At 47.1% G+C, this 22,023-nt stretch carries 14 protein-coding genes and 1 pseudogene; 7 read left to right on the plus strand and 8 right to left on the minus strand.

Annotated features, from left to right (window positions below; translation table 11 throughout):
* Positions 1–182: 182 nt before the first annotated feature.
* Positions 183–632, plus strand: coding sequence for a hypothetical protein (locus G5533_RS15290; protein WP_441254998.1), 450 nt, complete (start codon positions 183–185; stop codon positions 630–632).
* A complete protein-coding gene (locus tag G5533_RS15295) occupies positions 632–2,659 on the plus strand; it encodes a DNA phosphorothioation-associated putative methyltransferase (protein WP_421231541.1) in 2,028 nt (675 codons plus the stop codon). Before G5533_RS15290 ends, G5533_RS15295 begins: the two co-directional genes overlap by 1 nt.
* Here G5533_RS15295 and G5533_RS15300 read toward each other — a convergent pair.
* Positions 2,656–3,477, minus strand: a complete 822-nt coding sequence (locus G5533_RS15300) for a restriction endonuclease (protein ID WP_211162445.1) — start codon at positions 3,475–3,477, stop codon at positions 2,656–2,658. The two genes, G5533_RS15295 and G5533_RS15300, sit on opposite strands and share 4 nt — an antisense overlap.
* Positions 3,474–4,661 carry a cysteine desulfurase DndA gene (gene dndA / locus G5533_RS15305; RefSeq protein ID WP_421231542.1) on the minus strand — a complete coding sequence of 396 codons (1,188 nt, stop codon included), beginning with the start codon at positions 4,659–4,661 and terminating at the stop codon, positions 3,474–3,476. Before dndA ends, G5533_RS15300 begins: the two co-directional genes overlap by 4 nt.
* Before the next feature lie 35 nt (positions 4,662–4,696).
* Between dndA and dndB the strand changes: the two genes are divergently transcribed.
* Genes dndB through dndE form a run of 4 tightly spaced genes read left to right on the plus strand, consistent with a single transcriptional unit; the run spans position 4,697 to position 9,783 of the window.
* On the plus strand, positions 4,697–5,788 hold the full coding sequence (gene dndB / locus G5533_RS15310; protein WP_421231543.1) for a DNA sulfur modification protein DndB: 1,092 nt from the start codon (positions 4,697–4,699) through the stop codon (positions 5,786–5,788).
* Entirely contained in the window at positions 5,785–7,449 is a 1,665-nt protein-coding gene (gene dndC / locus G5533_RS15315; RefSeq protein ID WP_421231544.1) for a DNA phosphorothioation system sulfurtransferase DndC, read from the plus strand. The genes dndB and dndC overlap by 4 nt, the downstream gene beginning before the upstream one ends.
* Positions 7,446–9,425 (plus strand): DNA sulfur modification protein DndD, encoded by a 1,980-nt coding sequence (gene dndD, locus G5533_RS15320; RefSeq protein WP_421231545.1) that lies wholly within the window; start codon positions 7,446–7,448, stop codon positions 9,423–9,425. Before dndC ends, dndD begins: the two co-directional genes overlap by 4 nt.
* Entirely contained in the window at positions 9,418–9,783 is a 366-nt protein-coding gene (dndE, locus tag G5533_RS15325; RefSeq protein WP_421231546.1) for a DNA sulfur modification protein DndE, read from the plus strand. Before dndD ends, dndE begins: the two co-directional genes overlap by 8 nt.
* Before the next feature lie 23 nt (positions 9,784–9,806).
* On the opposite strand, the gene G5533_RS15330 is transcribed toward dndE, so the two are convergent.
* From G5533_RS15330 to dptF, 6 genes are read right to left on the minus strand one after another with little or no spacing between them, the layout of a single operon-like run.
* On the minus strand, positions 9,807–12,002 hold the full coding sequence (locus G5533_RS15330; RefSeq protein ID WP_421231547.1) for a hypothetical protein: 2,196 nt from the start codon (positions 12,000–12,002) through the stop codon (positions 9,807–9,809).
* 1 nt (position 12,003) lies between these two features.
* Positions 12,004–12,705: a hypothetical protein gene (locus G5533_RS15335; protein WP_421231548.1), complete on the minus strand. Its 702-nt coding sequence runs from the start codon at positions 12,703–12,705 to the stop codon at positions 12,004–12,006.
* Positions 12,702–13,337 (minus strand): hypothetical protein, encoded by a 636-nt coding sequence (locus tag G5533_RS15340; protein ID WP_421231549.1) that lies wholly within the window; start codon positions 13,335–13,337, stop codon positions 12,702–12,704. Before G5533_RS15340 ends, G5533_RS15335 begins: the two co-directional genes overlap by 4 nt.
* Positions 13,337–18,439: a DNA phosphorothioation-dependent restriction protein DptH gene (gene dptH, locus G5533_RS15345; protein ID WP_421231550.1), complete on the minus strand. Its 5,103-nt coding sequence runs from the start codon at positions 18,437–18,439 to the stop codon at positions 13,337–13,339. The genes G5533_RS15340 and dptH overlap by 1 nt, the downstream gene beginning before the upstream one ends.
* Positions 18,420–19,748 carry a DNA phosphorothioation-dependent restriction protein DptG gene (gene dptG / locus G5533_RS15350; protein WP_441255003.1) on the minus strand — a complete coding sequence of 443 codons (1,329 nt, stop codon included), beginning with the start codon at positions 19,746–19,748 and terminating at the stop codon, positions 18,420–18,422. Before dptG ends, dptH begins: the two co-directional genes overlap by 20 nt.
* Positions 19,749–19,750: 2 nt before the next feature.
* The gene (dptF, locus tag G5533_RS15355) at positions 19,751–21,370 is read right to left on the minus strand and encodes a DNA phosphorothioation-dependent restriction protein DptF (protein ID WP_441255004.1); all 1,620 of its coding nucleotides are present in this window, start codon (positions 21,368–21,370) and stop codon (positions 19,751–19,753) included.
* 381 nt (positions 21,371–21,751) lie between these two features.
* On the opposite strand from dptF, the pseudogene G5533_RS15360 reads away from it, so the two are divergent.
* A pseudogene (locus G5533_RS15360) lies at positions 21,752–22,023 on the plus strand (IS3 family transposase); the annotation flags it as partial.

Below are 22,023 nucleotides of genomic sequence, written 5' to 3' on the forward strand. Positions count from 1 at the left end.
CCCACAGATAATACCGTCAAGGCAGAATGTGGTTTCCCAGCCTAACGTGGCATGTTCATTCCCATTTGTGATAGCTGTTAGGGGGCATCTCCATAGATATAAAGGAATCCTGCAGCCAACATTTCACCTTCGAGATGCTGTTTCACTGTGGTGAAACTTGGCAACGCATCCAATGCACAAACTTGCCTGAACAAACCGAGAGCTGGCTGGCCTACCGTGAACTGGCAACGCATATTCTCGATCCGCTGGTAGAAACATTTGGTCACCCATTGCTGACCTATGGGTTTTGTGGGGTAACACTGCGCAAAGCTATTCTTTCCAACGCCTCCCCCGGTATAGCCCCCACACTGGACCAACATGCGGCCTGTGAACTCAATCAGCGAGGAAGCGTTATCTGTCCTCGGCAAGGGGCCGCGGTTGATCTGATATACCCAGGGAAGAACAGCTATCAGGTAGCCCTTTGGTTGGCGCAACACACCCCGTTTGATCGTCTCTATCTCTATGGCCCAGACCGGCCACTGCATATCAGCTATGGGCCCGAGCAAAACCGCGCCTTGGTCAAACTCACCACTCACCATGGAAGACGAATGCCCAAGCGGCTGACACTCACCCAACTCAAAGGAATGTGCTGATGCTGACCCCCGAGCGCTTCACGCAACTGGTCGCTGCCCTGCCATACAAAAAAGTGCTGCCCGACGCGGTCTATCTGCACAAAGAGACCCTGGCCACAACCAGCCCACAGCTCTACCGCTTTGTCTGTGCGGTGGCACAAGCGCTCAAACTGCCGGAGTGTGAATGGGATCTGGTGAAGTTGGCAAAGCAGGACTTTAGGCTGTCCCTGCTCAGCTACCCCACCTTCTTCGAAGAGGCCTACCCCAGCCTCAAGCAGAGCGTGACCGTTGACCTGGCCAAACTAAGCCATACCGTTACCCGCTACGACAGCCAGGACAATCCCCCCATTCTGCATCGCAAAGAGTGCATGCTGACCCCCGATCACCCACAGGCAGAGAGCTGTCGCCAGATCACCGAAGAGGGGGAGTTGGCGGGACTTTACGATCATCCCCGCATGATTGGCTTCAAAGCCTCGTGGGAACGGCTTATCGCAAGACACGGCTACCAACTGGTTGATGGGCGCCTGTTTCGCATCTCCGCCCTGCCGCCCAAAGAGGGTGGCCCACAAATTGATCGCCATAAAACCGCGCTGGTTCGTCATGAACTCTCGGCCCCCATGAAGATGCTGGCACGCCATGGTTATCTCAACGGCGACTATGCGCTGTTTGATTACGGTTGCGGCCGAGGGGATGACCTGCGGGAATTCGAAGCACACGGTATTGACGCGCTGGGCTGGGACCCGAACTTTCGCCCGGATGGCGAGAAGGTGATCTCCCATCTGGTCAATCTCGGTTTTGTGATCAACGTGATTGAGGATCAAGATGAGCGAATGGAGGCGCTGCTCGGCGCCTGGGAGCTGACCCAAACCCTGCTGGTCGTCTCGGCCATGCTGGCCAACGACAGCTTTATTGCCCAGTTCACCCCTTATAAAGATGGCGTTATCACCTCGCGCAACACCTTTCAGCGCTACTACAACCAAAGCGAGCTCAAGCACTACATAGACAAAACACTGGATGAAAATGCCATCGCCGTTGGGCCCGGCATCTTTTACGTGTTCAAAGACAAGCTCGAAGAGCAACGCTTTTTGGCACAGCGTCAACGCCGAAGCCACAGCTGGCAGCAGCTGACCTCGCCCACCCCCAACAATCAGGCCGCAGCAGCACTACTGATCACTCGTCATCAAACGCTGTTTGAAGCCTTCTGGCAGCGGGCGCTGACCCTTGGCCGAATCCCGGCCAATGACGAATTTGAACAAAGCGACGAGTTAAGAGATATAGCAGGCAGTCATCGCAAAGCCATGACCCTGCTTGGCCAGCATTTTGACCTTGCCCAGTTAAAGCAGGCCGAGCTGGAGCGGCAGCAAGATTTGCTGGTCTACCTGGCACTCAACCTGTTTGGCAAACGCCAAGCCTATACCCAGTACCCCAGCGAGCTGCAGCGGGATATCAAAGCCTTTTTCGGTAGCAACCCGCAGGCACAGCAGGCAGCCAGAGCACTGCTCTACCAGATTGCGGATATCGCCCTCATCAACCAGGCCTGCGAGCTGGCCCATCAACAGCTCCCCAACAGCCTGCTCTATCCCAGCCATTCACTGCTGCTGCACAAATGCTTTATTCCGCAATTACCGCCGCTGCTGCGTGTCTACCTCGGGGCGGCCTGCCAGCTCTACGGTGACTTGACCGATATCGACGTGATCAAGCTGCACATCCGCTCCGGCAAGGTGAGCCTGATGGGGTATGACGACTTCAGCAAGCCCATCCCCCATCTGGTGGAGCGGGTCAAGATCAAGATGGCCGAGCAGGAGGTCGACTTCTTTGACTACATCAATGAGCAGACCCGGCCACCACTGCTCAACAAAAGCTATCTGATGGCACCGGATGATCCGAGCTTCAAGGCACAACGAGCGCTGGAGCAAAGATTGAGCAAGTTACTAGCAATAGACTTGGCTCAGGACCTCAACCTGAGCCGCTCTCAATTTAGCAGTGCACTAGATCATGCTGATATGAAAATCATTGGTTACCGAATACATCGAGGCAAAAAACGTTAATTGATAAACAATGAGGCATCAAAATCAAATACATCAATGAGCTGGCGCTGAACACCAATTCCTTTATCTATCATAATATCTGCCAGTTGCTCACCATCAATCAGAATAATAGGAACACAGCCAGGCTTGAATGAAATTTCCTCAGCTTCTTTGGTAAATCCGCTGGTCGTCATGAATATTCCCTGCTCAAAATCGCCGGTAATATCACCCCGAAATGCAGATACTGATGGACGCCCGACCTTATTATCTTCTGCATATCGCTTGCACTGCACTGCTACGCGCATTTCAGCAAGCCCCATTTTCAACAATCCTCTTACATCAATGCCGCCATCTCGACCACGAGATGTTAACTCCATACGAGTAAATCCATATTTTGATAAAAATAAGCGACAAAACGATTCAAACTGCTCAGGAGAAAAGCTCCGCAGGCTGCTTAAAATTTCAGCTTTTACTTTCTCACGCTGGACAGCAGCCAAATCAAGAATCTGCTCTATATAGTTCTCAACTTCCTGAGCAGAGCGTTGCTGTTCCGAAGAAGAGGTATTCTGTTCAGGCTGTAGGACTTCTTTCACATCTGACAGCAGCTCATATGACCCATCATCGTTCTTTTGGAAAAAACGCTGCTTATGCATGGAGCCTAGTGACTTGTTGGCACAGTGACGATCCATGGTGACACGAATCACCGAGTGAGGTGATTTGGCCCCAAACTCATATAGCTGATGTGTCACGATTACGTCATACACCTCATCTACCGAGGCAGAATGCCCAATCAATAACAAAGCCTGCTTAGCTGCTTCAACGATGGTTCGATTAGTCACTGTAATTTCTTAATCCGATCAACAAGTTCTGCCAATGGTATGTCTTTTGTCATGTGGCACCAAGAGATCCGTATCGCACCTTCAATTCTTTCTTCATCTAGACCCATAGCCACCAAGACATGGCTGGGCACATAGCTTTGAGAGGTGCATGCAGAACCATTCGATAACGCAACGATACCTTTAAGCACAACGAGTGCCGCTTCAGAGTTGATCCCAGGAATTGAGACATTCAAAACATGACTAGCCGTGTTCTGGCCATTTTCAATACACCCGAGCGGGCGAAGGGCAGAACGTAATTGCTCCTTGATCTGCTCGCAATAACGACGACGCTGCTCGCTATCGCGTTTGGCTTCTTCACAGGCTTGACCTAAACCTGCAATCAAGGCAACAGGAAGAGTGCCTGGGCGCAAGCCCCTCTCCTGCCCACCACCAAACATCAGCGGGGTAAGAGGTGCCCTTTTAAAATTGCGCCGCTTCAGTAACAAAGCACCCACACCTTTTGGAGCATACATTTTATGACCACTGACACTGATCATGTCGATACGTGGATCTTCAAGAACCTCAGAATATTTTCCATAGCTCTGAGCCGCATCTACATGGAAAAAAGCATCATGGGAAGTAAGCACTTCGCACAACTCGCTGATTGGCTGAATAGACCCAGTTTCGTTATTAATGTGCATGATCGAAACCAGCGCGGTGTCGGGGCGCAATGCATCACGAAGATGCGCAGGATCCACCATGCCTGAAGAATCCATCGGCAAATACGTGACCTCAAATCCTTTAGCCTCAAGTTGAGCAATTGGCTCCAATACAGCCTTATGCTCAATAGGCGTTGTGATGATATGTTTGCGTCCCTGCTGTTCCGCATATTGAGCGAGTCCCAAAATAGCTAAATTGTTGCTTTCGGTTGCACCGCTGGTGAAATAGACATCAGACTTGTCAGCACCAACAACAGCTGCAACCTGCCCTCTCGCCCTCTCAACAGCTTGCTTTGCTACAACCCCGAACTCATGAGTACGGCTCCCAGAATTACCATATTCCTCAGTCATATAGCGCATGACAACCTCTGCGACCCCTGAAGAAACCGGGGTTGTCGCATTGCAATCCAAGTAAACTGCCATTATCCTTGCCACCTCTTTCAATGTTCGTACGTACACACGACTTTTGTTCGAACCCATCGACATGGTGTCACATACAGTGTGGAGCGCAAGAGGTTACCATGTTTGAACCCTCCTTTGAGTTCGTTTTTCCAGCAATTCGTGGTATCCAGGCGGGCTCTGAGTACTACGTGTCAATGTGTCCTCTCAAGCTATTGCCACGCATCTTCAGGTTTGATGATGAGGATCTCTCGCCTGAACTGCGCGCACAGAGAACCCTCAACGTAGGGCGGATCCCGGTGATGGCTGACTATATAGTTCGCAATAGAGATTCCTACGTGTTTTCTGCCATCACCGCCTCGATTGACGGAGATGTGAGATTTGAACCAATGGGAACCAGTGGTGAAGCGAGCCGTATCGGGGCCCTCAGAATTGGGTTGGACGCACAATTTATCATCAATGATGGACAACATCGCAGAGCTGCGATTGAAGCAGCCCTAAAAGAAGATCCATCCTTGGCAGATGAAAGCATCTCTGTGGTTTTTTTCCTCGATCAGGGATTAGCGCGTTCACAGCAGATGTTTACAGACCTCAATCAGAATCAGGTCAAAGCCAGCAAATCTCTGGCCATCGCATACGACCAACGAGATAAGAGTGCTGCTGTCGCTCGGGCTGTTGCATCCAAATCCAAAGCCTTTAAAGGGATTGTCGATATGGAGCAAAACAAACTTGGTAAACGCTCCCGCAAACTCTTTACTCTTAGCGCTATTCATCAGGCAACTCATGCCTTGTTTAGCAATTGGGAAAGTATTGACATAACTAAAGCGACCCGTGAGGCATGCCGTTTTTGGAATGAAGTAGATAATGTCATACCAGAATGGAAACTCGTCAGGCTATCCAAACTGACTGCTGGGGAAGTTCGTGAAGACTTTATCCATAGCCATGCCGTAACACTGCACGCATTAGGTTTGGTTGGTAAGGCTCTTCTTGAAAAGAATTATGACCTGAAGCAATCCCTATCTGGGCTATTGACACTAGATTGGCTACGTCAAAATGCAGAAATATGGGAAGGTCGGGCTCTAATCGCTGGCCGTATTCAAAAGACATCAAATACGACGTTATTAACTGCAACACTGATCAAACAACACCTTGGCCTCCCCCTCTCTGAAGGAGAGGAACAAGCTGAATATCTATTTAGAAAAGGTAAGGCATGAGTACCGAAATACATACCCCTTCCCGCTCCGCATTTGATGCGGCCGGGTTTACAGAGACAATTCGGTTCTTGGTTGACCGCACCAAATCACTTTATCTTAGTGATCAGATCCCCTGGGTAATTGGTTACAGTGGTGGTAAAGACTCCACCGCTATACTCCAACTAGTGTGGTATGCCATGCAAGAACTGCATGCCGAAGGTAAAGCCAATAAGCCTGTCCATGTGATCAGTACTGATACGCTTGTTGAAAATCCGATTGTTGCCATGTGGGTAGGACGCTCATTGGAACAGATGCGACAAGCGGTAGCTGAGCAACACTTAAATATTATTCCACATCGCCTGACACCAGAAGTAAAAGATCGCTTCTGGGTCAATTTGATTGGTCGTGGTTACCCTGCTCCTCGCTATAAGTTTCGCTGGTGTACCGATCGACTAAAAATCAGTCCATCTAATAACTTTATTAAGAAAGTCGTTAAAAATAACGGTGAGGCGATTCTTGTTCTTGGTACGCGAAAAGCGGAGAGCGCGACAAGAGCAGCAACAATGGAAAGTTACGAGAACAGAGAAGATAATACTCGTAGCGCTGTTGGATTAACTGTTAACAAACAGCTTGATCGTGTCTGGATATATACTCCTATCGCCGACTGGAGTAATGACGATGTCTGGCAATACCTGATGCAAGTTAAAAATCCATGGGGTTTTAAAAATCAAGAGCTACTTGGTATGTATCAAGGTGCAACTGCGGATGGTGAATGTCCTCTGGTCGTTGATAAGTCAACACCTAGTTGTGGAGATAGTCGTTTTGGCTGTTATGTCTGTACCATGGTAGGTGAAGATAAATCTATGGCAGCCATGATTCAAAATGACACTGAAAAAGAGTGGATGTTGCCTCTACTGCAGCTCCGCAACGAAATCGACATTAATGATTCAAATAAAGAGCGTAAAGGTAAAAAAATAGAGGCTGACAAGGAGCGTCGTGATTTTCGTCGAATGAATGGTTCCTTAACCGTTCATATCAATGAATATGGAGCAGATCTGGTGCGTGGTCCTTATCGGCAGCCATTTAGAGAGCATATGCTCAAAAAAGTGCTTGAAGCACAAAAACTCGTACAAGAGATAGGTCCAGATGAAGTTCGCAACCTAGAACTACTCTCTTTGGAAGATTTGGAAGCAATTCGTCATATATGGGTGGAAGATAAACACGAAGTCGAAGATAGCGTCCCTCATATTTATGAACGTGCGCTGGGAAAAAAGTATCCCGGTACCAAACGCTCACACCATAGCTTATTGAATAGCAATGTGATGAGCAAACTGAGGTATAAATGCTCCACGTACAATGATCCGGATGGGTTACTATACGAACAAATTAGAACACTGATCTCAATTGAAGATAAGCATAGCAATATGCTGCGTCGTGCAAATCTATATAAAGAGCTGGATACAAGCTTGCAGACCATGGCCTTCAACAATATTCAAGAGGCCAGAGACTTTGCACTGAAAAGAAAACTCAATGAAAACAAGATAAAGCTATTACAGCCCAATTTACCTGAGCAGGATAAAGAACAACTATTGTGGGAAAATGAGAAGCTGCAACTTGCTTTGACGAACAATAGTCATTTCTTGGAAGATGAACAAATTGATATTGAAGAGCTATCAGCATGATTTTTGAACAACTCGTGTTAGAAAATTTTGGTATTTATAAAGGACGCCATGAGGTTGACCTTGATAGCCCCGATCATAAAAGACCGATAATCCTCTTTGGTGCACTCAATGGTGGTGGTAAAACAACCTTTTTAGATGCCTTGCAGTTGGCTCTCTATGGCAAGCATGCCAAATGCTCCAATCGTGGTCGCCTTAGCTATCCAGCATATCTGGAGCAGGCGATAAATCGTTATGCAACGGAAAAAAAAGCCTCTCTCTCACTGCGCTTCAGACATACCATTCTCGGGAAAGATCATACTTATGAAATAAATCGAGCTTGGGAGAAAGAGGCTGACAAAGAGTGCAAAGAAGTTGTTGTTGTTAGCCATAACGGTCATCCAGATGCACTATTGAGTGAGCATTGGGGAGAATTTATCAATGAATTTATCCCGCAATCACTATCTGAACTGTTCTTTTTTGACGGTGAAAAAATTGAACATCTTGCAGATCCCGCTCGTTCCGCTAGTCTGGTAAAGACGGGTATCGAAAGCCTTCTCGGTCTTGAATTGCTGTCACAGCTCAATATTGACCTTGACGTGCTTAAAAAACGCGGTCAAAACCAGCTGCTGGATCCCAAGCAAAAGGTGAAACTGGAAGAAGCTGAAGCTCGGCTTGAAGCCTTTCGGGAAGCTCAAAAGATATTACAGAATAACCTAATTGATATAGATGAACAGATTCTAGATAAAGAAGCAGAAGTCGCCTATTGGCGACAACAACTGAAAGATAATGGAGCTCATCTTTTACATAAAAAAGATGAGATCTCTCGTCAACAAGTTGAAATTACAACAAAGATAGATGGCATCAATAGCGAGTTGATCAAACTTGCTGCTGGGGTCTTACCTTTGAAGCTTGTCTCTTCATTAATAGAACAGACCAAGTCTCAGCTTTATAAAGAAGATGAGATAAAACGCTATCATACCGCTCGCTCTTTACTTATTAACCAAGAGAATAAAATATTTGGATTATTAAATGAACGAGGAACGGATCATAGTATCATCCAGTCTCTGCAAACCGAGTTATCTAAAGAGAGAGAGGCTTCCGATCAGCTCTACTCTGAACCCTGCTATTTAAACAGTAGCCCTGCAATTTTCGATGGTCTTGCTGAAAGGATAGCTGCCGAAGAGCAGGAAGCGTCATATCTGATTCAGAAAAAAGAACAATTGTACGAAGAGCTGCAATTCGTAGAACAGCAACTAGCTGCCATTCCTGAATTTGCATCTGTAGAACATATCATTACACGCTCAGTGAGCGCAGATAGTGAACTTGACAAGGCTAAAAAAGAAAAAGATGATTTACTTGTAGCTGCACAAAAATTGGTAACTGATATCGAACAGGCAGAAATACAGGTTACCTCAATTCGGGTACAAGGTAATGCTATCGATTTTGAGCAGCAGCGGCAGCAGCAACTCTTTGCTCATATGGGAAGACTACAAGATATTGTGGATTCCTTTAAAGCAGATCTCATCAAAGATAATATCGATAAGCTACAAACCAAGATCATCTCCAAGTTTAATCAGGTCAAACGTAAAGACAGTCTAATCACCAAGATTGAAATCGATGCTGATGCATTTGTGTTAACTCTATATGCACAAGATAATAAACCTATCTCCCCTGCTCGGCTCTCCGCTGGTGAAAGACAACTGCTGGCCATAGCCGTCTTATGGGGGCTCGCCGACGAGTCAGGTAAAGAGTTACCAACGATTATTGATACCCCCATGGGACGCCTTGATGGACAACATAGAAGCCATTTAATCAAGCACTATTTCCCACAGGCTGCACCTCAAGTGATTCTTTTATCGACCGATGAAGAGATCCAAGGCAAATACTATAAGGAACTCAAGCCTTATATAGCCAAGGAGTATCATATTTGTTTCGAGGAACAAAATTTTACCTCTACGATAAATCCTGGATATTTCCCGGAGAGAAAACATGATTGATAATATTCGTTTGTCAGAAAAAGCGAAACAGCAGCTAATTGTTATCAAGCGCAAGACAGGTATAGAGAACTGGAATGTGCTTTGTCGTTGGGCGTTATGTTTATCATTAGCAGAAGAATCTATCCCTCCTTTTGAAGATATTCAAACCGATAGCTCGGTTGAAATGTCATGGAAGATTTTCACAGGAGAGCAGAGTGAAATTTTACAATCTATCTTGTTACAGCGTTATCATAGCTATAACTCTATAATCCGTATACCATTTGGTGTTTTCTTCAAATTACATATTCATAGAGGCATATCATATCTTTCATCTAAAGCTATATCTATAGATAGTATAGTTAATAACAGAGCCGCATAAGCGGCTCTTTAATTATTACGATATTATTCAGATTCATCATTATCAAATGAATTTATATTTTCAATTTCAGTGGATGTCTCGTTACAATCACTAGGTGTAATCACTAGCTGTTCATAATCAAACCAATATAATAGTGATGCATTGAGCTTATGAGCCACATTTATTATAGCCAGGTTTTCAATATTGCTCTTTGATTTACCAAGCATAGCAATGTCTTTATCCAGTCGCTTAATTTCTTCATTTTTTAGATATGAAAAATATGCTTTTCTAGCATCAGAAACAAGTTTTAAAAGCGTAACTTTAGTTATACTGAATTTTTCAAAAACCTCAAACAATGGGGAAGCATTCAATATTTCCAGAATGAAATATCTAAAAAATACAAAATGCTTTGTGTCCATTTTTGATATTAAATTAATAGGATTTTCTATATTGGTTGAAAAAATGTCCAGACGATCTTTCCCTTTTTTATTTTTTTCCAACAATCCCGTATTAAAAACCTGAACAAATAATTTTTCGAATTCTAGATCTTCTTGTTTTACCGAAGCAAATTGGCGTAACGTCATATAAGTTAACATCAAGCCAAGGTAAAATGCATTTGTATTGGTTTTATTATATACCTCTACACTTGCTTTAGAATTAGTAGGAATTTCATTACCTCTTGTTGCATAGTACATCTTGTTTCTTGTTTCATTGAAACTCGTCTCCCTGTGAGAGACTGATTGCCAAGCTTTTATTACATCAGGTTTTTCTAGTGAAAGTTCTGATGCACCCGTAGTATCACTCTCAAACTCAGACCAGTGTTGATATGTATCTCGTAGCGTCCAATACACACCAACACCACTATAGATTGCTTCTTTTGCTAAAGCTCCGACAGTATCGTCATCCAACCAATCATGCTTTAGCTTATTTAATGCATCAATATGAACTTTATATGGATGAATATTGGCAGTTATATATGAAAGTTGTTTTCCAACTTTCTCCCAGAAAAGGTCTTTTAATCTTGGTAGAACTGAAGATGAAAAACTATCATTTTTTATATCATCCCTATTATATTCTCCTTTTTCATCTGAAATCATATATGGGATGTTATTTTCTATATCAAGCTTCTTTCTAAAAAATGCATTTTTTTCCGTCCAATTAGCCTTACCGCCAAAGGATATATTCATATTATCAAGGTACTTAGATGGGCCAAAAGTCATCCGTAATACAGCCAATGAGAGCATATTCAAGTTAATCAATGCACTCCATTTCCCTGGACGAGTATAACTACTGCCTTCACCAGGGTAATCATATTCAATAGCATAGATAGGAAGGCTATTATCTCCACCTTTTGATCTATTCAAAACTTCCCTAGTGAATATGTCAACCAGAGAGCTATCTGATAAAAGTTTAATCCTAGACTCACTAGGCTGCCTTGCATTTTTATTAACATCAACAAACAATTTTCTAGCAATCTTGAACGGTTTTGTTTCAGTTTCAGGGAATCTTAAAATTGTTACAGGAAACTCCATTTCTTTTAGTTTTTCAATTGAGCTATCTCTATCACCTAAAGTTTCAAATAACCGCTCAATTCGTTGTTTATAATAGAATTGGAATTTAGCCCCCCCATGCTGTGCCTTTTCCCATCCTTTAGATGTAATCGTTCTATATAAAGCAATTAATGCCATAGCCCTATGTTGCCCATCTATAACTACCAATTTTGTTAAATCGGAATTCCATTTATAACGACCTATGTTTAGAGGAAGATTTTTTTGAGTATTTGGATTTACGAGAGCCTCTCGGGACATATAATCGCCATAGATTTCTCCACTCCATGACGCAAAGTCACTATCGGTAAATTTTATACCATGAGGGAATTCTCCATCTAATCGTCCATCCTTGTATGGTAACAATACTGCTACAATCGGAGGAAAATATGATGGACCATTTTTAGACTCTTGCAATAAGTAAGGAATTAGTTTTGTTGCAACACGATGATCATCTAAATCACGTTGAAGAATTTCATTAAAATCTAATTGAGTTGCATCCACTATTTCCCTGATTGGAAGTAAATGCTTAGTCAGTTTTGACGACTCATCATCTGCATTTACCTTTAGTGTAGCTGTTGTCATTATATATTCAACAGTACCAGCAATACTATTAAACGTACCAAGTCGACCGGTTGCAACACAATCAAACTCACTCTTTTTTACACTATCATAATTAAATAGATCGCTCATGTTATCGCTCTCCTAATTTTGGTGCGTGACAACCGTTCAAAACCCACTCGACAAAATAACATAATAAACGCAAGCCAGGATCCTCTGACTCTGACTCTGACTCTGACTCTGACTCTGACTCTGACTCTGACTCTGACTCAATAAAAATAACCCAGACCATTAGGTTTGCTGGTCGAAACTTCCTATGAATAGCTCGTTTAGCAAACGAATCCAATTCGTGAGTTTCAATATCATTGGCCCCCCCTTTGGTAAGCATGAATACTTCATCTAACTCTCTTTTATGTTCATCTAGACGCCTATATAAATTTCCAGTTGAACCTATATATAAAGGTGATGCTATATATGGTACTGTAGCCTTAAACATTTCGACTATTATTTTTTTTGCATCTTCATGTTTAAAAAAGCCTAATTCATCAAGCTTCCTAATCTTATTTGTTAGATTTGAACGCCATTCTTTGTGGCTGTTTTCGTCAATTTGATGTTCCCACCGGTGATAAAATGATGCCTCTATCTTCACGTCAAGAATAGGTGGATGATGAGCAGTCATATAGCCACTCATTATATTAATTAATGACTGAAAGTTATCATCATGAGATATATCCATCTCACCAATACTTGGTTTGGCATACCATGCGTAAATTCCTGGTTTATTTTTGGCCTTGTGCAGCTCAGTATACTCTAATACTTGGGTACTTATCTTCATTTAATAAGCTCATTTAAAACATTTAATACTTCACCAAATTTATCCATTTCAATATCAGATATTTTTGCACTACTAATAACATCATATTGACTTGAATATTCAACAACCATATCCAGTTGTCTTTTTAATCTTTGTAACTCACTATATGTCGATTTATCTATACTCTGTAACAATGAAATATTATTTTTAGATGAAATAACTAGCTCTCCTAACGACAGGCTGACACCACTATGTATAGGGTGACCAATGACCTTATCTAAAATTAAATTTATGTCAGCATTCAAGAAATCAATAATCCTAAACAAATCTTCTTTTTTAGAGTTTCGCAAGGAGATTTCTACCTCACGTGTTTTCTCTTCTTGTTGTTTTTGCAACGCCTCTGTAGATAACCGCATTTCCTTTCTGGTCTCATTCAATTCATTAAGCTGCACCCATATAGCCATTACAACACCAATTACACCGACAAATGAAAGCAATGGTCCAGATATATCAGAAATAATACCACTAAACTTCTCAATCTCATCAACTGAGGACGGGTAACCGAACGACATAAAATAAAATATAACTGGAAGCATTATAGACATTAGAGCAAAAACAATCAGGCATAACAGCCTACTTAAAAACTCACGCATTATAACTCCCAAAACGCTCTATCCCGCATCATAGATACCTTTTTATCTCCATCAATATAGAGACTAAAGTGCTTATCCAGCTTACGGATGGTTTCCATTAATTGTTCTTGCTCGGTCTTATCATCTTTATTAAAGATGGCCTTGATATCGGCATTCTTGATTTCGGCGACGCGATGCACCACCCAGGTCAAAATATAAGAGCCGTAGTTGTTTTCCCCGGTTTTAAAGTGACTTAAGTCCTGGGTTGAGAGGATCACCCCAACCCCGTACTCGCGTCCCTCTTTCAGGATCTTGCGCAGGCTGGGGAAGTCCTGCGACATGAAGTTGTCGGCCTCATCGACCAGGATCATCTTGGTGATCTGGCGATAATCGCCGTTGACTTGCGGTTTGCCGCGCTTTTGCATCTGCGAATAGAAGAGATCCAGCGTCAGAGCTACCACCAGGTTCTGGATCTGGGGTGAGTAGCCCGCCAGCTCGATCACAGTCACACCATCGAGCAGCTCATAGAGGGAGCTCACCTTATCCGGCATGGTTTCGAAGATCTCGTAAGTGACCAGTGAGTCGAGCGCGGCATAGAGGGAGTCCTCCTCCACCTTCTCCTGCTCAAGATAGAGATCCCACACTTGGGCCAAGGTAGGCGCAGGCCTTGACCAGGTGCTGGCGTCAGACTTGCTGATCCCCGCCAGCTCATAGGCATCGAGGATCAACTTGCGCAGTCGCAGCTGCTGCTTGGGCCCGAGGCCAAAAGCTTTGGCCAGGGTCTCGGCAAACCCGGTCGCGGTATGCACCGGCAACATCGGCATATCGCCATAGAGCGAGAGCGGATTGTACGGCAGGCGATACAACCGCAGCCGCTTGCTCTGGTTGGCCTCGCTAAAAGCATCATCCACATAGTCAGATTTGTAATCGAAGATCAGCAGACCGATCCGTGCGCCTTCGACGTTGTTGTCTTGCTGGCGCATCAGCTGGGTGATCAGCGATTTGGTAAACTGGGTTTTGCCGGTGCCCATGGTGCCGATGATGCCGGTATTGGTATTCATAAAGCGGGCGGTATTGGTCGGCTCCCAATAGAGCGGCGTTTGCCGCAGCGCCTCGTGGCCAAACAGGATACGCATGGGTTTTGTCGGCTCGCCGGTCAGTCCCGTTTCCACCGGTACTGGGGTAACCGGGTCGGTGTTTTGGGTATCAGTGGCTGCTTCCACTGGCGCCATATCCACCGCCTGATTGCCCCCTTCTGTTGGCTGCGGTTGAGAGCCGGATTCAGGCTTAGCCGCCTCTTCTCTGGGCCCCAGCAGATATTGTTGGTCTACATGGCACAGGGTCACCAACTCATCAAGCGCAGGAGCGCTACAGGCCTGAATAAGGCTACCCAGCAAGGCGTAGGGCAGTTCAACCTGCAATACCCCCCGCTCGGTCATCTGGTAGTGAGGCACAAAGAAGCTGTCGTTTTCGATATGGGCGACCACAAAGCCTTCGGGATAGTCGGGCACGCTGGACAGGGTATATTCCCCTTTGAGCCACCACTCCCGCTCGGTCAACAGCGGTGCAAGCTGCGCCGGCTGCATCACTTCATAGAGGCAAAGCTTGTCGACCTGCATCAGCACCTGGCGAATAAAGAGACCACGGTAGAGCCGCGCAGCCAGGGTATTGGGGCCAAGTACTTCTTCCATCAGGTAACGTTTAAGCTCCAGAGCCTGTTGCCCGGCATAGGCAAAGTCAGGTCTGGCACCGGTCTTGACCTCCAGAGGCAGCAGATAGAGTTGCTTGCCCTTGAAGCCGACAAAGAGCACGTCATCGGAAATGGCCCCTTTGCGATACCCATGCACCTGACGGGAGAACTCGCTGTCGCTCATCTTGAGGCCAACATTGCCGGAGACGCGGATCATCTCGGCCACAGAGAGGGGGACCCAGCAGATATCGGATTGCCGCAACAAGGCCGAGACAAACTTGTAGGCACCGATGATGCCGTTCTTCTCTTTGCGCTCCTTGTCGTTGGCCGTGAGCAGCTTGAGCAGCCACTCGCCGTTGAAGGCATTAAATTCGGAGAGCAACGTCTCACCTTGTCCGTGACCCTCTTTTTGCAGCAAGCGTTTAAAGAGGTCTACCTGCTTGGTTACCGTGATGGCGTCATAACCGGCCGCACTGGTGTATTGATCCGAGTAGTGGATCAGCACCACATCCTGCTGACTGGTGAAGAAATCGAGGGTTACCTTGGGATCGATGATGGTGGTCCACAGTGCGCTGTCATAAGAGCGGGTCAGCAGTGCCTTGAAATCGGCACTGACCGCCAGCCCTAGGCTGGTTGCTAGATACTGGGCATTGCTCTGGCTGGCCGGTTGCCACAGGTTGCCCAGCAGGCGGGCCACCCGCAGCGACTGTATCCCTTGATAGGGCACGCCACGCAGACCAAAGGCGGTGAAATAGGCCGCCCCTTTCGTTTCGGCCGCTTCCCCGGCGATCAAGCCATCACACAGCACACCACTCAGAGCTTCATCGGTATTGATGGGATGGCACTCTACCGGCTCCTGGTTGCGGAAGAACGCCAGATGGGCATAGGCAAACTGCTCACGCTCGTTGGGCAGGGTGAACTTGCTGTAGGTCAGACGGCTGCGGATAAGGTCGATCAGCATATCGGCCTCAGCACGCAGCGCAGTGGTGTTCAAGCCAAGCCAAGCTTTCAGCTCGTCATAAGCGGCCGTTTCGGCAAAGCGGTCGAAGTCATTGAATTGCAACCGCTCATCGTAGAAGTTCACATGAATGGCGATCGCCTGCTCTTTGTGCAGCTTGAAGTGCTCGATCAAACCGAGGAAGAGCTCTGCCGCACTCGCCTGATTGATGGCATTGACGATCAGGGTGCTCTTGGCCCCGGCACTGAACAGCCGGGAATAGGCCTGGGTAAACTCGGCCAATTTGTCGCGCACCAAACGCTTGATGTAGCTGTAGCTCTCCTGCTTTTGTGGCACTACATCGAGCCAGAAGCTGTTCTCCCGCACCGGCAGCAAATGGGCGTAACCAGAGTCATTGTCATAGACGAAAGGCAGCAAGCCAGATGCCACCAGGCGCTCGCGGGTCACCTCTGGCAATTCGGCAAAAGAGCTGACGCCATCTTCATCGCGATCGGCTTTTATCTCGGCCACCAGTTGCAGGTGATAGGCAAGTACCAAGGGGTGCAGCGGGCTAAGGCGGTGCCACTCATCCTGGCGGCACAGACCGATGCGCATCAACTGTTTGTGCTCGAGCGCCAACACCGCATTGGTCGGTATCTCGCTTAATGCCGCTTCGTAGGCATCCAGCACCCGCTGCACCAGGGCGCAATAGCTGTCACCCCAGGCCACCAGGCTCGGCAAGGTTTTATGGTGTTGCAGATAGTCAAACAGGGCGGCATAAGCGCCATGCAAATCAGGGAACCTTGCACTAATCGCCGCAAGTGGCATTGGATCGGCAGTCAGACCGATATACAAGGCCCGTTCATCAACAATCCTAGCTTCGAGGTTCAGCAGCTGCTGGCGGATCCCGGCCACACCACTTTCGCTGTTATCGAAAATGATCTTGCCTTTGGCCCGCAGATACTCGGCATTACGGTCATCTCTGAGCAGCTTGGCGAAACGGTCCCGGTCAAACAGCAGCGGAACGCAAATACTCTCATCGGCGGCCGGGCCTTCAATATTGATGGGCAAGCGACGCTCGCCATTGACCAGCTCAAACTGGATTTGTTCGCTCTGCTCGGCCAGCGCATCAAAGTTCACCCAGCCACAGGCGCTGCAGTCCACTTCGCCCTCATCGTCAACCAGATGCATGATGGCGTCTTGCTCTGGGTTGACCTTGAACTTGTTCTCTTCCAGCAGCAGGGTCAGCCACTTCTTGCCCGCATCAACTCGGAAGCAGTGCAGCAACTCATCGAAATAGAAATCCCCCTGCTCTACCACTAGACAGCGGAACTTGTACTCTTCGGAGCGGTTATCGCGTTTAAGCTCAAGGCTAAAAAAGGTGGGTTCTCCTGTGACGGGCAAGGTCACCGTCGCCCAGCAACGTTTACCACCGACACGGCTGACAGAATAAGTGACCGCATTTTTGAGCGGCCCATTGTGCATCAGTTTGAACTGGCTCTCGTCCAGATCATTACCGATGAAGGTCAAAGAGAGGTTGAGGGTTTTCTCTCCCGGCGGGAGCTGGATCAGCAGACTCAGGTCACGTTGTCCCGCCTTGCTCTGGCTTTTGGCTCTTTGTTGCAGTGAACCACTGTCAACGGCCACCTCTTCCAATAGCAACTTTTGCGCTTTGTTGGCGTCAATCTCTTTGAGGTAGGCCTCGAATTCCAGATCACGCCAGCTCTCATCCTGAAAATGCTGGCGGATAAACTTGGCGCTGAACTCTTTCAGGACACTCTCGAGCTGATCGAGATCATAATGCTCAACCGCATCTTCAATCTCGCGTCGCAGCTTACGGTTTGCTTGGAGCCGCTTGCTGATCTGGGCCTTCTTGCCACTCCAGCTCAAAATGACCGGGTCATTGAATAGCTGAAGCTCATCAAACTCCAGAACACCATCTTGATCAAGTGCACTAAACAGAGGAGCAAAACCAAATACAGTCGCCCCCTCTTCGGTGATGAGGGCCAGTTGCTCTTCAAGCAGGCAGGCTGACAGCTCCTTGTTACTGCTGCCAACATCAATCAGCGCGCCAAGCTGCTGCGAGAGACTATCCGGATGCCAGACAGCACCGGGCGCCCCCAAATCAAGCGCACTGTTGATCAGAGTATCCAGCATGCTGTTGTGGATAATGAGCAGGGCAGCTTTTTCAAATTCTGCACTGCGCCCTGCGACCAGATCACGCAAACGGGAAATGTAGTTTTCGGTAAATCCCGGAGCCTCACCATGCAACACAGGTAAAACCCGCACGCCATTGCACTCTACGTATGGCAGGTCAATGCCATCGGCCGTAGCAAGAGTATTTGTGGCAGCAAAGGTCACCAGTGACTGATAGAGCACCAGACCGTTTTCTGCACTGGGGGATTTGAACTGGTAACGAGAGCCGGGTTCAATGTCGGCACTGACCCACTCGATGAAACGTTCGGCCAGAAAATGCTCAAAGGGTCTTGCGGACATATACGGCGTCTCCACTGTCACTCATTCGTTCTACATTGCCCATGCGCTCATAGAAGCTGACCAGTTGCTGCAATGACTGGTTATCAAGATAAAAACCGCGCTGCTCGAAGCCTTTGCGCAGATCGTGCAGGCGCAGCTTGTCGGCCTTGCCGATGGTGAGATTGGTCAACAGCAACAGCTGATCCTGATTCAGCACCAGAGTGCGGCCAGCGGCCCCCCGTGCCTGAATAAAATCACTGAGCAGCTTCTCCTCCAGCTCTTTGACATATTTCTTGTTCACGCCGCCACGGGAGGTATTGGCATCACGGAATTGCTCCAGAGCCAACTCTTTGAGCTGCTCAAAGGCTTCTGCCACGCTGTTTGTGAGAGGGCGCTCAGGCCGTAACCCACGCTTCTCTCTAAAGGCCTGCAGATAGTTGTTCAAATCTTCCAGCAACTGAGTCTGGTCAGCATATTGCGTGGCATCGTGATAAACCTGCCAAAGCGGTCTTTTCTTGGCATCCCCTGGCAACTGGAGCACGTCAAGGGCGGAAAGCAGCGGGAAAACCCGCTCGCTGGCAGCAGCCAGCAGCTTGTAGCCAGAACGTTTTACCGAAGTACGTTCAGAGCTGGCCTTTTCCGAATCGAGAATAAAGTAGAGAGGCTTGCTTTGGGGCTCATGTTGCCAATCGGTCACATTCAGTGCCAGCTGAGCACAGTAAGCAAAGGCATACAGCTTGAGCGTGCCAGGCAAGGCTTGCAGCAGATACTGGGGATGCGCAGCCAAAAAGCGAATATCTTCACGAAATACGGCATTCAAAAAAGGTAGATAAGGTTGCTCATCCTCATTTTTTACCAAGCTGCCGCTTTGCAGCCTGCCTTGCAAAACGGACAACAGTTCTTGCTCGACAAAGTTGAGCTTGTCATCGAGCGCATCTTCCAGGAAGAAATCCCCCAACAGACCTGCAAACAATTTGCACAACCGCGTATCTGGTGCGCTGAGATCGGCTTGCCCACTCTTCTTCCCTTTGGCCTTGAACAACAGGAACAGCGGTGAAATATGAAAGAGTGCATCATTTGAAAAATAGGCTCGCTCAAGCACCTGCCAAAAATCAGGATCGTCGAGCTTGCCTGCAAACCGGGCTTTGCACTCCTCCTTAAACTGCTCGAATTCATAGGCAGTCACCTGCTTGCGCAAGGAAAGCCCCAGCAAGACACCTGTCACGGTATCCCAGTCAAACTCATTGCCTTTGTTGCGAATGGGCCAGTAGTTGGTGAGCTTGTTTTTATCAACCGGAGCTAATCCGGCAGGAATTGGATACAGAGACATGACTATCTGGTTCCTTCTACAGTGATCATGCCGTCATCCAAACCAAGACGGTAATGCTGATCACCTTCGTAATAGTGAAGAACAGGGCTCTTTTTAGCGACAGCGCGGATTTGCTCAACCATCTCATCAAGCAACACGATGGCATTCTTGTCGTACTTGTTTGGTCGATAGCCATTGTTGAGCTTCCAGATCAGCTCAAACAGATTGAGGTTGATTGCCATTGGTGCCAAGGGCTGATCATCAACCTTCAGATAGGCGCTGAAATGATCGTGTTTCTCGACATGCTGACGCTGAATTGCGCCGTAATCAGCTTTCAGCTCGACAGGTGCCGCGACATGACACTGGCCAAATTGACCAAGAGAAAGCTCTCGCTTTGACAACTCAGGGGCATTGCGGTTGGCATAGACAAAAATGGCCGGGATCAGCGCTTTCACATAGAAATTGCGCAAGGCCAGCTGGCTTCCACCCTCCCCAAGATACTGACTATGCTGCAGCCAGACAGTGGCATAGTGTTCAAGTACCTGCTCTTCAAAATCGACTTTGAATTGGTGATGGTAGTTATTGCCAAGCTCACAGTCCTTAAGCAGATAAAAAAGGCGCAGAAGGGATGCGGCTTGACCCGCTTTATCACGAGGCTCGTTGAATATGAGCCCCAGTTTTGCCAGCTCGACCATAAAGGCATCCAGCGCCTCATCCGGTAGATTCAGCTCATAACGCAGCACAAACTGGTCTACCGCTTGGGTATGAATCAAGGCAGGATCAAAGTCAGCAAGACGCAGGCTTAGCTCGCTGTCTTTAGCCAGAAACAGGTTGTCAAAGAGGTAATGCTCCCCGGCCAGAAGCTGATGCAACAGATCCAGCAAGGCACGAGTCGTAATGAATTGATCCTTGATCAAACGGGTTTTGAACAGAGTGGTAATGATAATCTCTTGCACGTGCTCATTGGCCAGCAGCCTGAAATTGGCGATGAGGCGCATATCGCGTTGGCGTTGCTCATCTGCAAGGGCAATAGCATGAAACAGATTGTCATCGGTTGGCTGAGTTAACCGCTTGAGCAGTTGACGCATAAAGCTTGAATAGCTGCCAGCGTCATCATTAAAACGAAATTTTGGATAGGACTCGAAATCCAGAAAGTGATATGCCCCTTGCGTTCTCTCGCCACTATCCAAAAAACGCTCGATCACGCCACGCAACTCACTGTGCCGCTCAGCCCCTTCTTTGGCAAAGTTGGCCAGCATACCGATATTGATACCAATCACCAGGGGTTGAGCCCCGTCTCCTGCACGATCAAAGAGTTCGTTTAGCGCATCGATTGCTGATTGATGAGGCGAAAAGCTATGGGTTGCATCCAGATGGAAGGTATATCTGTTTTTATATTGGTCATAGCTACGTGACAATATTTCAGATTTACCATCACCACTGCTGCCGCATAAAAACACGCACTCACCAGGCTGCAATGAACGGAGGCACTTCTCAAAATCATCCTCGATTTCGGGTGTAACGTAGAGATAATCCTTGAGGTCATCAAACAGATCTCTCTGACGTTGTGTTGTCGTCTTGACCGAGAAGGAAGAAGATTTAGCCAAAACCCCGAGGGCCTTGCGAAGGGAGATTGTGCTCACGGTATAACCCTATCATTTCATATCTGACAGATACTAACTGATTGAATCATTGGGAGACTACAAGAAAGGATGAGTCTTTGTATGAATCCTTGACGTTCGTCAAATCTGAACTCACATTTGTTTTTATCTTATACAGGCACATAGTCCACTTATTCAGCTATTAGTCTAAATTTCCCTCAGCACAAATAGCATTACTCTTGAGATTTTCTTGCCGTTTTTTCCCAAATCAACCTGTATGTCATTACCTCCTCTCTACCCCAGATGAACGCTACACTTGGTGCTTTCTAGCAGGCTGTAGTGGTCAACTAAATCCGGACACTTGGTTAGTGTCCCGTCCTGAATATGGTTTACACCTTTCCCCCCCAATAAATGGAGAACCCGATGGGACAAGGTGTGAAACGGACACAGCGCGATTACTCACTGACTTTTAAACTGGCACTGGTCGAGCAGATTGAAAAAGGCGAGCTCAGTTGCCAGCAAGCACAAGCCCGATATGGCATTCAGGGCAATTCGACCATTCTGGTATGGTTACGTAAACATGGTCGGCAAGATTGGAGCCAGGGGGCTTCTGTGCGCGCCGGCAGGAGCATCACCATGCCTGACCCCGACAACCAGACGCCAGAACAGCGCATCAAGGAACTCGAGCAACAGCT

Origin of the sequence: Aeromonas sp. A600620, assembly GCF_029479985.1 — a bacterium.
Classification (GTDB): domain Bacteria; phylum Pseudomonadota; class Gammaproteobacteria; order Enterobacterales; family Aeromonadaceae; genus Aeromonas; species Aeromonas veronii_A.